The sequence below is a fragment of the Natrinema sp. SYSU A 869 genome, from assembly GCF_019879105.1.
In the GTDB taxonomy this organism is placed as follows: domain Archaea; phylum Halobacteriota; class Halobacteria; order Halobacteriales; family Natrialbaceae; genus Natrinema.
Genome location: NZ_CP082249.1, coordinates 239,785 through 253,230, shown reverse-complemented (window position 1 = coordinate 253,230; position 13,446 = coordinate 239,785). Strand labels below are relative to the sequence as shown.

At 62.7% G+C, this 13,446-nt stretch carries 10 protein-coding genes and 1 pseudogene; 6 read left to right on the top strand and 5 right to left on the bottom strand.

The window, feature by feature from the left end; translation table 11 throughout:
- Window position 1: 1 nt before the first annotated feature.
- Together K6I40_RS09360 and K6I40_RS09355 are read right to left on the bottom strand one after the other, a co-directional pair.
- Complete coding sequence (locus K6I40_RS09360) at window positions 2-1,624, bottom strand: S8 family serine peptidase (RefSeq protein WP_222918768.1); 1,623 nt, start codon at window positions 1,622-1,624, stop codon at window positions 2-4.
- Between the two features lie 358 nt (window positions 1,625-1,982).
- Window positions 1,983-3,620: a S8 family serine peptidase gene (locus tag K6I40_RS09355; RefSeq protein WP_222918767.1), complete on the bottom strand. Its 1,638-nt coding sequence runs from the start codon at window positions 3,618-3,620 to the stop codon at window positions 1,983-1,985.
- A gap of 329 nt (window positions 3,621-3,949) precedes the next feature.
- On the opposite strand from K6I40_RS09355, the gene K6I40_RS09350 reads away from it, so the two are divergent.
- Window positions 3,950-4,408, top strand: coding sequence for an NYN domain-containing protein (locus tag K6I40_RS09350; RefSeq protein ID WP_222918766.1), 459 nt, complete (start codon window positions 3,950-3,952; stop codon window positions 4,406-4,408).
- A 25-nt stretch (window positions 4,409-4,433) separates the two neighbouring features.
- Here K6I40_RS09350 and K6I40_RS09345 read toward each other — a convergent pair whose 3' ends face one another.
- Both K6I40_RS09345 and K6I40_RS09340 read right to left on the bottom strand, forming a co-directional pair.
- Complete coding sequence (locus K6I40_RS09345) at window positions 4,434-4,706, bottom strand: TRAM domain-containing protein (protein WP_222918765.1); 273 nt, start codon at window positions 4,704-4,706, stop codon at window positions 4,434-4,436.
- Window positions 4,703-6,272 (bottom strand): annotated as a pseudogene (locus K6I40_RS09340) (Na+/H+ antiporter NhaC family protein). The gene K6I40_RS09345 and the pseudogene K6I40_RS09340 overlap by 4 nt, the downstream one beginning before the upstream one ends.
- Window positions 6,273-6,499: 227 nt before the next feature.
- On the opposite strand from K6I40_RS09340, the gene K6I40_RS09335 reads away from it, so the two are divergent.
- The 5 genes from K6I40_RS09335 (at window position 6,500) to K6I40_RS09315 (ending at window position 12,474) form a co-directional block, all read left to right on the top strand.
- Window positions 6,500-7,351, top strand: coding sequence for a TatD family hydrolase (locus tag K6I40_RS09335; RefSeq protein ID WP_222918764.1), 852 nt, complete (start codon window positions 6,500-6,502; stop codon window positions 7,349-7,351).
- Window positions 7,352-7,518: 167 nt separating this feature from the next.
- On the top strand, window positions 7,519-8,097 hold the full coding sequence (locus K6I40_RS09330; protein ID WP_222918763.1) for a DUF2150 family protein: 579 nt from the start codon (window positions 7,519-7,521) through the stop codon (window positions 8,095-8,097).
- A 77-nt stretch (window positions 8,098-8,174) separates the two neighbouring features.
- Window positions 8,175-9,716 (top strand): hypothetical protein, encoded by a 1,542-nt coding sequence (locus tag K6I40_RS09325; protein ID WP_222918762.1) that lies wholly within the window; start codon window positions 8,175-8,177, stop codon window positions 9,714-9,716.
- A 96-nt stretch (window positions 9,717-9,812) separates the two neighbouring features.
- On the top strand, window positions 9,813-11,150 hold the full coding sequence (gene hmgB, locus K6I40_RS09320; RefSeq protein ID WP_222918761.1) for a hydroxymethylglutaryl-CoA synthase: 1,338 nt from the start codon (window positions 9,813-9,815) through the stop codon (window positions 11,148-11,150).
- A 130-nt stretch (window positions 11,151-11,280) separates the two neighbouring features.
- Window positions 11,281-12,474 (top strand): AI-2E family transporter, encoded by a 1,194-nt coding sequence (locus tag K6I40_RS09315; protein WP_222918760.1) that lies wholly within the window; start codon window positions 11,281-11,283, stop codon window positions 12,472-12,474.
- Between the two features lie 18 nt (window positions 12,475-12,492).
- On the opposite strand, the gene K6I40_RS09310 is transcribed toward K6I40_RS09315, so the two are convergent.
- Window positions 12,493-13,251, bottom strand: a complete 759-nt coding sequence (locus tag K6I40_RS09310; RefSeq protein ID WP_222918759.1) for a DUF2270 domain-containing protein — start codon at window positions 13,249-13,251, stop codon at window positions 12,493-12,495.
- Between the last annotated feature and the right edge of the window lie 195 nt (window positions 13,252-13,446).

The window sequence follows — 13,446 nt, the reverse complement described above, 5'->3', positions numbered from 1 at the left end:
GCTATCGCCCGTGTTCCTCGAGCCGGAGCGTGTACTCGCCGCTCCCGCTGTTCGCGTGGACTTGGAGACCGAACGCCTCGCCGCCGTCCAGCGAGAGCGTAATTGAGCCGCTCGTGCCCGACCCCGACGCCGCCTCGTCGTGATCCCACCTAGTCGGTGAGCGACCGTCCGTGGACACGTAGAGGTCGAAGTCGCCACTGCTCGGCCCCTCGAGCGAGACCGTGATCGAACAGGGGTCGTCGGTGTGTAGTGAGTAACTGTACCGATCGCTGTCGCCCCACCAGCCGCTGCCGTCGAGCGTGTCGCTCGCACTTGCAGTGATCGTCTCGTCGCCGCACTCGCCGGGCGACTCCTGATTGTCCGCGCCGTCGCTGCTGTCGGAGAACGGATCCGTCTCGACCGCCGCACCCGCGTCGACGCGTCCGTACCCCTGCTCGTCGTCGGCGAGACCGACGCCGACGGCCGTCGCCCGGAGGTGTTCTCGCAGTTCCGTCCGCGAGAGGTCGGGATAGGCCGAGAGCGCGAGGCCTGCCACGCCGGAGACCACCGGCGCTGCCATTGACGTACCCGACATTTGCAAGTAGTCGTCACCGGTCACGCTCGAGATGATTCGGCTCCCCGGTGCGGCGAGTTCGATCGCCGAGCCGGTGTTCGAAAAGGAGGCGATCGAATCGTCGCTCTCGACGGCCGAAACGGCGACGACGGTGTCCTCGGCGGCCGGAGAGTAGACGCGGTTGTCCCCGTCGTTGCCGGCCGCCCCGACCAGCAGGACGCCGCGGTCGGCCGCGTACTCACAGGCCGACGTCAGCGTGTCGTAGGAGCCGTCGACGCCCAGCGAGAGGTTGATAATATCGGCCCCCGCGTCGGCGGACCACTGGATCGCATCGGCAATATCGGAGAGCGATCCCACGCCGTTTTCGTTGAGTGCGCGGACCGAGAGGAGCGAGCAGTCGCTGACGCCGGCGTGGCCGGTCCCGTCGTCCGTCCCGCCGGCGGCGATTCCGCCGACATGGGTGCCGTGTTCCGCGCCGTGGGCGGGATACGGATCGCCGTCATTGTCGATGAAGTCCTCGCCGATCCGGTCGTCGACGACCGCCTCAAGCGCGGGGTGATCGTATTGAATCCCCTGGTCGACGACGGAGATGACCACGTCCTCGCTGCCGCGCGTCGTCTCCCAGGCGCTCTCGCAGTCGATCTGCTGAGGAGCGTGCTGATGATCGTAGTAGGGGTCGTCCGGCTCGAGCAGCGACTCGATCGTCACGTTGGGTTCCGCGTACTCGATGGCGGGCGAACTGGTGATGGCGTCGATGAATTCGTCGCGTGCGTGAGCGGGCGCGTCAGAGGGGAAGGAAACGACGGCGTAGTGAATCGATTCGTTCGCGTGGACGACGTCGGCATCGCCGGGGATGGCGGCACGCGCCTCACCGGCCACGTCCGCGGTCGACGGCGAGATGCCGACGATGATCTCGTCTCTCTTCGGCCCCGGTTCGCGGCTCGGGGTCGCGGTCGCGACGCCGCTCGAGCCGATCAGCCCGCCGACGGCGATCGAACCGGCACCGGTCAGGATTGATCGGCGGTCGTACGTGCGATCGGTGGCGGCGTCCGGGGGACCGTTCTGTGTCATGGGACGACAGTCATCAATACCTGAAATTAGTAAACCCTTATCGAACAACCGAGGGATTTATTTTGGAAAATATGGTCGTATTGGTGTCAGAATCTATCTTCTTTGGAAATCAGGTATGAACATATGAAGTCGGTTCTTTATGTCCGGCCGAATGGATACGAGAACCGGTATGGCGTTTCCAAGAATAACGCGACCGCACGGCAGACAACTGGCTGCAGGACTGCCGTGGGAACGGGTCCTCGCTGCTCACCCGGACCCGACTGCCCCATGGTCGCGACCGGTTCCCGGACGCCACATTCGACGATTTCCGAGAGATTCCGTGTATTCCCTAGCAGGGTAGTAGCATCCGTCTCTCGGTTTAGCGACCACTTTCGTCGACGGTCATGGTATAAGAACCGCTACCGGTGTACCGGCTGACGAGGAGGCCGAACGCTTCGCTGCCGGTGAGGTCAACCTCGATCGTTTCGTTACTGTCTTCGCTTGCCGAGCGCTCGTCGTAGTCCGATATCGTCGGCGTCCGTCCGTCGACCGTCAGGTAGAGGTCGAAGTCAGCGCTGGTCGGTCCCTCGAGGGTAATAGTGGCACTGCATGGATCGACCGTCTGGAGCTGGTAGGTATAGGTGTCGCTCGGATTACCGCCCCAGCCACCACTGAGTTCGCCATCCGCGCTTGCAGTGTTGACCTCGTCACCGCACTCGCCGGGATCCGGGTTCGGATCTGGAGAACTACCCGGCTCGGTGGTGACGGCGTTGCCCGCGTCGACGCGACCGCTGCCCTGTTCGTTCCCCGAGAGGCCAACATCGACGGCGGTGTCCTGGAGGTGTGTACGCAGTTGCTCGTTCGAGAGGTTCGGCCACGCCGAAAGCGTGAGCCCGGCGACACCGGCGACGACCGGTGAGGCCATCGAGGTCCCCGGGAAGTAGTCGTAGTCGTCCCAGGGAACACTCGAGAGGACATCGTCACCGGGTGCGGCGAGTTCGATCTCCGGGCCGAGGTTCGAGAAGTCCGACAGTGTTTCTCCCTCGTCGAGTGAGGAGACGGCCACGACACTGTCGTGGGCGGCTGGGTACGAGACGCTACTGCCGTAGTCGTTACCGGCTGCCGCGACGAGCAATGCCCCCTGCGATTTGGCGTACTGACAGGCTTCCCGCATCAGTTGCGTCGCACCGCCGCCACCGAGGGACATGTTGATGATGTCCGCTCCCTGATCAGCCGACCACTGGATCGCATCGGCGATATCGGAGAGCGAACCGCCCTGACCGTCACCGAGTGCACGTGCCGAGAGCAGCGAACAGTTCGAGATGCCGGCGTGTCCCGTCCCGTTATCGGTGCCACCGGCTGCGATACCAGCAACGTGCGTCCCGTGATTCTCGCTTGCGCTTACTGGGTATGGATCGCCGTCATTATCGACGAAGTCGGAGCCGCCGTTCGAAACGCTTCTATCCATGTTCCCAGAGAGATCTGGGTGGTCGTACTGGACCCCCTGATCGACGATCGAAATCGTGACATCCGGATCGCCGAGGGTCGTTTCCCAGGCTTCCGGCGCGTTCACCTGCTGTGGTGCGTACTGACTCCCGAGGTTCGGGTCGTTCGGGGTGTAGAGTGTCGACGCCGTATCAGCATCGCTTTCCAGTTCCTGTGGGTCCGCCCCGATGGCCTCATAGGTCACGTTGTCTTCGGAGTACGTAACCTCATCAGCATCGAGGACGGTTTCCTTGGCCTGTATTGAAGCCTCGTCAGCGATCTCGACTGCGGCATAGCCGAGCGTCTCGTTCGTGTGGACGATCTTCGCGTTGCTCGGAATCTTCGGCTCCACAACTGCTTCAATATTGGAGACATCGGAATCGACCCCGACGATGAGTTCGTCTTTCTTCGGTCCTGGCTCCCGCCCTGGCGTCGCGGACGTGATGCCACCGAGACCGACTAGCGCGCCGAATGCGCCGATTGATTGTAAAAGCGATCGCCGACCGACCCGTTGGTTATTTCTATCGGACATAATGCAACCGAAGAAATACGATACCGATATTAAATAATTCCTAAACATAATGAATTACAATAAAATATGGACACTAGTTTTGTAATTCAGGATGGTATACACTCTCTCACCCATGTTTTGGAGTGTCGAGTATTGTAAGATTCTTAATATTTCATGAAAATAGATTTAGAAAATATTTATTTCACACTTTGGGTAGTGGATTCGTATGGCCAGTCAGTCTCTCACAGTCACGATTCGTGTAGCTGACCGAACCTATCAACGAGACGATCGACGACACTACCGAGTCGTCACACCTATTTCCGTGCACGGGAAAATTCCGGTAACTGACCATGTTTGACCGCGTTCGCGCACGTCTTTCGCCCGACACCGTAACCGAACCGGCAGTAGGGTTGTTCGTCGACGGGCCGAACGTCTTCCGCGACGAGTTCGACGTCGACCTTGATGATCTCCGCGATACGGCTCGCAGGCTCGGTCGTGTCGGCGTCATTCGAGTCTACCTCGACGAACACGCCACGCCCGGCCTCATCCAAGCCGCCGAAGCCCGCGGCTTCGAGGTAATCATCACCAGCGGCGACGTCGACGTGAAACTCGCCGTCGACGCGACCGCGCTCGCAGGCGACGGCACTATCGACCAACTCGCGATCGTCTCGAGGGACACTGATTTCAAACCCGTCCTCGAGTACGCGGGTACGGTCGGTGTGGAAACGATCGCGATCGCGCCGGGCTCGCACGGCCGCTCGGACGCCCTCCAGAACGCGGCCGACGACGCGCTTACACTCGAGCCGTGAGAGAAGATCGCGGTCTGAGACCGCTTCAGCCTTCGTAGGAACTCTCGCCGACGATTTCGAGGAGTTCACCGCGACCGCTCGCAGTGGTCTCATCGAACTCGGTCACGCGGACCCGGACCTGCTTTTCGACCGTTCCCGGACCGGCACCCTCGACGACCAGTTCAGTGTCACCGATGTACGCGCGGCCCGATGTGCCGTTCGACTCCGCGATGAAGACATCGACCTCGCTTCCCTGCTCGAGGGCCGGGCGAGACGTCCGGAACCGCCAGCCCTTGAGGTACTTTCCGAGGAAGCTCATACGCGAGCCACCTCCTCGGTCTCGCGGTCGGTAAGGTACTCGCGACCGAAGCCGGTCAGCGCCGCGATGACGAAGACGGCCACCAGTAGCCAGCCTTGGAAGACGAACGGGACGACGTCGATCGGCGTGACAACCATCGACTCGGTAAACCACTCGTAATCGTCGGGGAGAGTCTGCATCGCCCCATAGGCAGCGAGGACGCCGCCCGACCACGGGAAGATGTAGCCCATGGCGGCGGTCTGGCCGTCTAAGATGTTCGCCCGGCGGTAGCCGTTCAGGTTGAACCGCTCGCCGATCTTCGAGATGTAGGGGCCGATCGCGACCTCGGCGGCGGTGTTGATCGTGATGATCGCGTTGATCAGCGCCGCGGTGCCGACCATCGTGAGTTCGGCGTTCCGGACGTTCGTCGCGAGGTTCTCGAGCGACCACTCCAGTAAGACTTCGAACGCGCCGCCCCGGATCATGATCTGGGCCGCGCCGATGATCAGGAGGACGAGAATCGAGAGTTCGAGGAACCCTGACACGCCGGCCATCAGGCTCCCGGTGACGCCGACCGCGTCGGGATCCTCGACGATCGTAAGGACCGGCAGGGCCTCGAGCGGGCCGGCCAGGGGCGCGTCCTCGGGCGCGTTGAACATGACGATATCGCCGAGGCCCGTCAGCCTGAAGCCGAGGTTGAACACGATGGCGATGACGATCCCCCACGAGATTGCCTCGACGATGTGACGACCGGCGACCGCTGCGCCGATCACGGCCAGCATCGAGATGACGTGGACAAGGCCGATCGCTTCGCTGCCCTCGAGGAAGATCGACTGGGCTTCGGCTCCGATCTCGAGGCCGTCCATCGCGCCGCCGGCGGCGACGTAGCCGACGAAGGCGATGACGGCGGCGATGATGACGTACTTGAACCGCGAGGCGACGACGCCACCGATGTCGGCATCCTGCGTAACGGCGCTGACGATCGTCGTGTCGCTGACGGGTGCGAGGTTGTCGCCGAAGATCGCACCGGAAAGGATCGCGCCGAACAGCAAGACGGGATTCGCGCCGAGCAACACGCCCGCCGGGAAGAACAGGCCGACGAAGGCGACGCTCGCGCCGTAGCCCGTCCCGATCCCCGTCGTGAAGACGGCGGCGAGGACGAACGTGATCGCCGGGAACAGTGCCGCGCCGACACCGGCGGTGTCGGCTAGCCAGACGAGGCCGCCGACGAAGCCGCCGTCCTGTAACAACTGGGCGAACATGCCGGCCCAGATCCACGCCACGATGGCGGTCACCGCGACGGGTTGGGTCATCCCCTCGAAGATCGTGTTGGCGTAGGACTGCCAGTTCCCCGGGTGAAGAACATCCCGAGGATCAGCCCGACCAGGATGCCGACGATGAGGCCGCCCGTATCGCCGATCCGCCAGAGGGCGGTCTGGACGATGGCCCACACGATGAAAACCCGATCGGGAACGCGCTCATCCCGCGGCCGCCGTAGAACTCGACGCGGGGGCCGTCCTCGGTCTCCCCGCCGATGAACTGGTCAGACGGGTCCTCGCCGGCCGGCGCTCCTCCGTTCTCGCTCATGGTCGATCACTCATACTGTGACACACTCGTGCTAATTGGATGAATCATAATAACTATTGTTGACAAAATCGGTTCAATGAGCTAGTTGTTCGATATCGATCCTTTCGGCAGTACGGCCGACAGCCATCATGTACCTATCGAATCGATCCCCGGTATCGATCGGACGGCCGGTCTCGTCGCTCGCTGGGATCGGAGAACTTTCCAGCGCCACCCGCCCACTGTCGAGTATGATCGACGATCGGCCGGTGCTGGACGACCACCTCCACCTCGACCCGGACAACCATCGGGGTATCGACGCCGTCAAAGATTTCGCCCGCGTCGGCGGCACCCACCTACTCGTGGTGAACAAACCCTCCTGGCACCTCGGTGTCGAGGCCGAGACCGGCGAGGACTTCCGAACGGTCTTCGAGCGGACTATCGAGATCGTCGACGAGGCCTCGAGCGAACTCGAGGGCCGTGCATGGCCCATCCTCGGCGTTCATCCGGGACTCGTTTCGCGTCTGGTCGACGACCGCGGGTTCGCGCCCGAGGACGCACGTGATCTCATGCAGGCCGGGATCGACGTCGCCGCGGAGTATGTCGAGTCGGGCAAGGCGCTGGCGCTGAAATCCGGCCGGCCACACTACGATGTCGACGACGACGTCTGGGCGGCTTCGAACGCGGTCATGCGCCGCGCGTTCGAGCACGGGTCCAATCTCGAGTGCGCCGTCCAGCTCCACGCCGAAGCCAGCGAGGACATGACCGAGGTGGCCGCGTGGGCCGAGGACACCGGGCTGCCGGCCCACCGCGTCGTCAAACACTACGCAAGCGGCCGTCTCGAGGGGCCCACACCGAGCGTGATGGCCGATAAAGACCGCCTCGAGACCGCAGCCGAGCGCGGCGAGCCGTTCCTGATGGAGACCGACTACATCGACGACCCCGATCGACCGGGGGCCGTGCTCGGCCCCAAGACGGTCCCTCGGCGGGTCCGATGGCTCCTCGAGAACGGCTTCGACGAGGCGGTCCGGATTGCCCACGTCGAGACGCCGAAGCGAGTCTACGGTATCGACACTGAAGCGACCCTCGAGCGAAAGGAGTAATATCCTATTAAGGTCGCTCGAGCACGCCAGTATCAGCGAATATTGCCGATACGCGGCACGAGCGGGATTGTACGCAGCTAGTAGGAGTTCTTTCGTTTCGACTACTCATTCATTTGGAGCGGCTAGTGTAGAGAAAGGCCTTTCAAGCGGCCGGTGTAGGTGTCTGTATGAGCAATCCCCCGACCGAGTTCTACTCGGAGGAACGCTGGCAGAACTGGATCGATCGCATCAAAGACGAAGACATCGATCCGGAAGACGAATCGTCGGCGCGACTCCTGTTGAATCTGCAGGACGACACGGCGATCGCAATCGCCAAGATCGTCGCTGCCTACGACGACGGGGAACTCGAGCAAGAGGTGGCCCTCGAGGAGATCAACGACGTCCGCGAGATCGTCCTTGACGAAGTCGACATCGAAGACGAGGAGAAACTGATCCTCGTCGACGGCGTTCAGACCAGTCTCGTCTGCGTCTTCTTCGCGGCCGAGGAGTACGTTGCGAACGGGCCGACCGACGAGGGTACCGTCGGCGACTACCTCAGCGCTGCGGCCGACGCCGAAGCCGAAGAGGATCTCGACGCCGCACTCGGCTACGCGGCGCAGGCGGGGACGCTGATCATCGACGATCAGGAACTCGATATGACCGTCGCCGAGGACCTCGAGTATGGACTCGTTACGGAGTGGATCAACGGCCTCGACAGCCTCCAGAGCGCGATGAGCGATCCGGAAGTCGTCGAGGAAGACGAGTAGTCCGGTCGACGGAGTCGGGCACGTTTTCGGCGCTCGGTAGCCACCAGACGTTTACTCCCCGATGACTATCCTCGCGTATGACACAGTGGCTAGACGAGCGTGCGGTAACCGTCCAGATCGGGGCGGTCCTCCTGCTCGCGATCGTCTTCGCCGCGCTCGCGCTCTATCAAGTCAACGCCGTTCCCGTGGAGAATCAGGCGATTGAGAGCGAGCACAACCAGCAGGTCCACGGAGAACTGCAGGATCTGCGGAACGCGATCCAGAACGCGGGGATGGGTGGCGGCTCGGAATCGGTCTCGGTCACGCTCGGGACCCATTACCCGACTCGAACCTTTTTGACGAATCCATCGGATCCGACAGGCACCCTCGAGACGGGAGAGACCGGAACCATCCGTATCGACAACGCCGATTTTAACGGAACATACACAGGCGACCCGGGAACACTTCTGGGGACGAACCACGAGACGCGGACGCTCCGCTACGAGCCGTCGTACAACGAGTACCGAGATGCGCCGACGACCCGGATCGAACACGGCTCCGCGTTCAACGAGTTCGACGACGCGTCGATCGCGCTCACCGACCAGCCGCTGATCGATGGTGAGTGGATCACTATCGTCCTCGTCGAGGGCAACCTGTCGACGACCGCGAGCGGCACGACATCCGCCGATACCAGGATGGTGAGTGGCCCGACGGATCCGATCGACCTCGAATCGACCGGCGATAACATCGAGATCAGGGTCCCGACGGAGTCACCGACCGCGTGGAACGAGACGATCGGGGCCGATTTCGGAACCGGTCAGGAGAACGCGAAAGTGACCGACTACGCGGCCGGGCAGTTGACGATCGAACTCGAGGACGACCCCGACGCGGACTACGAACTTCGGATGGCACGGGTCGGTGTCGGTGATGCAAGTCCATCCGACGACGACCCGTTCGATGTTCGGGACGCCGGCGGCGAGGGCGGTAGCGGTTCGACGCCCGCCTATTACGTCGACTGGCAGGATCCCACCGGGCGATCCGGTGTCGACGACAGCAACTGCGACGCAACCGCCTGTACGGTCACCGGTGGCGATGTCGAGTTGACGATGGCGACCGACGGGACCGCAGCCGATGCCAGCGTCGAGTACGCGGTGAGCAACCGAAGCGTCGGAACCGTCTCGCCGACTGAGACCACGACGAGCGACGACGGAACGAGCACCACACGGTTCACGGTGGGCTCGAACGCCGCTGACGGCGATACTGTCAACGTCTACGCCTCGAGCGGGAGCGACGGCGACAAGATCGAGTTGACGATCGATCGAAATTCCGAGAACGGCGGCGAATCCGGGCCAGCGGTTGACTCGTTCACGACGCAGCAACGACCCGGTAACAACGTTGGTCTCAGGTACAGCTGGGAGGTGTCGGCCACCGACACGGAGCTGGAGACGGTTACGGTCGAACTGTTCAGGGATGGGTCGTACATCGACGAGAAGACGGACGCCGTCAGCGGGCAGACCACCAGTCGAAATAACGAGGAGTTCTCCGACCTCAGTAGTGGACAGGAGTACACGCTCGAGTTGACCGTCACCGACGCGAACGGGGCCAGCGAAACCGCGACCCGAACGCAAGTCGCCGGGTAGCGACCAGTCTTGCGTCGACTTCGGTCGCGATATCTTTCGACGTTTGTCGAAATGACGAACGACAATACCTTGTATCATCGCCCGTATTGACGAGATATGACTGCAGTCGGCATCGACGCCGTCGAAATTTGGACCGGGAACCTCAAACTCGACCTTCCCGGCACGTTCGCCCCGAAGAAGGGCGAAGACCCGGAAAAATACACGAAGGGGCTCGGCCTCAACGCCAGTTCGTTCCCCGATAGCTACGAGGACATCGTCACGATGGGAGCGAACGCTGCCCACCGGCTGATGAAGCGCAAAGGCCTCGAGCCCGAGGATATTGGCCGCATCGACGTCGCGACCGAGAGCGCGTTCGACAACTCGAAGCCAGTTTCGACGTACGTCGCTGGCTGCCTCGAGCAGGTCTACGAGGCCGATTTCCACCACGCGAACAAGGGCGAGCGGAAGTTCGCCTGTATCTCGGGGACCCAGAGTCTCGACGACGCGTACAACTGGATCCGCGCGGGCCGGAATCGCGGTCGATCAGCGCTGGTCATCGCGACCGACACGGCGCTGTACGCCCGCGGTGACGACGGTGAGGCGACGCAGGGAGCCGGTGCCGTCGCGATGCTCATCAGCGAGGATCCGAATCTGGTCGAACTCTCCGCCGAACAGGGGTACGGCTCGGCCGACGAGACCGACTTCCTCAAGCCCAACCAGCAGTTCCCGAGCGTCGACGGGAAACGCTCCGTGCAGGTCTACCTCGCGCGGATGCGCGAAGCACTCGAGGACTTCGAGAGCGTTGCAGGCGAGGTCCACGAGGAGGACTTCATCTATGCCCCCTTCCACACGCCGTTCCCAGGGATGGTCCGGAAGGCCGCCCTACTGGCATTCCGCCACGTCACTCGGAACACGGAAGTCGAGGACGAACTGGCAGACGAAATCGGTCGCCAGCCCCGACCCGAGGCGTTCGACTCCGACGACGAGTATCGCGACGCCCTCCGGGAGTACATGGACCTCCTCAAGGACACCGACCGCTACGCCGAATGGTACGACACGACGATCGATCCGACGCTGACGATCGCTCGCGAGGTTGGCAACTGGTACACCGGCTCCGTCCACGTCGCCCGCGCGAGCGCGCTCAAACACGCCCTCGAGAACGACCGCGAGATGACCGGCAAGAAACTGCTCATCGGCTCCTACGGCAGTGGAGCACAGGCGGAGATGCACTCCGAGACGGTTCAGGAGGGCTGGAAAGACGAGATCGGGGCCCTGAATATCGACGGGCAACTCGCCGACCGCTACGAGATGGAGTGGGCCGACTACGAGGAGATCCACGACTCCCACAACCACGATATGGACGTCGATATCGAGGAGTTCACGACGCCCAACGAGGAGTTCGTCTTCGACGGCTGGGGCCGCATGGGCGAGCGGAAGTACCGCTACGTCGAGTAGTGGCGTGACAGGTTGAGAGGACGTGAGTCGGTCGACTCGCGTTCAATAGCTCACTTGACTCGAGCGAGCACTCCCCCCGTTCAGTTCTCAGTTCAGTGGACTAATTTGTCGGGGCGTTGCAACCGAGTGTATGGCAGATCGTCCCGAGCCACCGGCGTGGGTCGTCGAGCAGCCCGTCCTAACCGGGCTCGCACTGGTCAGCGTGTTGCTCGGCTTCTTTATCGTCCTTCCGTATCTACAGTACGTTCTCTTCGGGGTTGTTCTCGCGTACATTCTGTTGCCCGTCCAGAACCGACTCGAGACGTACGTCAGGCCGATGATTGCGGCATTCATCACCGTCATCATCGCGGTGATCGTCATCTTGCTCCCGCTCGCGTATATCCTCAACGTCGCGTTCCGGCAGTCGACGCTGCTCGTGGACGCCATCCGAGAGGGCGACGTCAACCTCGAGATGATCGAAGGGGAACTCGCTGACAGGGGGTATCCGGTCGACCTCACTGGACTGTACGAGTCGTATCAGGACGGGATTTCGACTGCTCTCCGCGGACTCGCGAACAGCGCGCTCGATATCGTCGGCGGGCTGCCGGGGATCGTGATCGGGTTGACGGTGACGCTGTTCGTCTGCTTCGCGCTGTTGCGGGACGGGGATCGACTGATCGACTGGCTGTACCGCGTGATCCCGATCGACGACGAGATACAGCAGGAGCTGTTCACCGAACTGGACCAGCTCATGCGGGCGTCGGTCATCAGCAACGTCCTCGTCGCGGCCATTCAGGCGGTGATGCTCGGGGCCGGACTCGCAGTGCTCGGTATCCCCGCCGTCGTGTTACTCACCGTCCTCACTTTCGTGCTCACCCTCTTGCCGCTGGTCGGTGCATTCGGCGTCTGGCTCCCCGTGTCGATCTATCTGGTCGCAGTCGGTCGGCCCGTCGCCGCGGCCGGCCTCGCGGTCTATGGCCTGCTCGTCACCGTCTCGGACACCTATCTCCGGCCCGCGCTCATCGGCCGCACGAGCGCCTTTAACTCCGCCATCGTCGTCGTCGGTATCTTTGGCGGGCTCATCACCTTCGGTGCCGTGGGGCTGTTCATCGGCCCCGTCGTCCTCGGCGGTGTGAAGATCGTCCTCGATATCTTCGCTCGAGAACGCATCGGCGGGACGGGAGCCGACGCCGAGGCTGAGACCGACGCTGTGGCTATCGTCGAGACGCCGGAGTCCGACGCCCCGCCCGAGAATGCGGCCGCCAAATCGGAGTCGACGACCGATGAACCGAGCGAGTCCGATACTGACGGTGACGGTAGTGATGACGGCGACTCCGACTCCTGATCGGGCCGCCGACCTCGATCAGTCGTTTTTCCAGTCACCCGGCTCTACCCCGTGGATTTCGCCTTTCGCCTCCCGTCCGCCCGGCCACAGGCCGATCGCGATCACGCTGACGAAGAAGAGTCCGAGGAACCCCGCCACGATCGCGCCGTGGAGCCCCGGCAGTTCGGCGGCTTCGGTCCACTGCTGGCCCGGGGTGAACATTGTGACTTTGAACACCCAGCCGACTCCGGCCACTGCGAACAACAACCCGTAAACCCGACGGATGCGCCGTGAGAGGGCCTCTCGAGTCGATACCTTGAATGTCGGATGGCGGAGATCGTCGCTCAGTTCCTCGCGCCAAGCGGGGTGTTCGACGCCGGTGGGCTCCAAGGCGTTCGCGAACACGTTCTCCTGAACGAAGCGGACGCGGGCGCGCCAGTGGTCGTAAAATCGGTAGCGTCGCACCTCGTAAAACAGGAAGACCAACAGGATGAACATCCCTATCAGGAGTAGGAAAGCGGGCATATTCTGACTCGAGAACACGAGCGAGAGCAGTGCAGCGAGCAGCGTGATCGACCAGTCGGTGGTCCGATCGATTCGATCCTGCGCACTGTTGGCCTGGCTGACCTCACCGCGGTAGAAGTGCGGGAGGACGCCGAGTAGGGAGTCGGTATCGGTGGCGACCGTCGCCCCGATCTCCTGATCGTCGCGATCGAGCGGTCCGTCTCTGTTCTCCCGTTCGCCCCGATCTCCCTCGATCGGCCCGTTCTCACCGGGTTCGTTGCTGTCGTCGTCCATGCCACCCCACGACACCGCGGCCGTGTATAGTGGCCCGTGTGGCGACTGCAGGGCCTGCGGTGGTCAGGTTCGTCTGTGAATTACCGGTACCCACTCCGAAACGAGTGCGTTCATTACCCCGTACCCGCTAGAGGCCACTATCGTGTCTCGGATCAAACGGCGTCACCGACGCTGGTGGGGGGCGGACGGCGCATT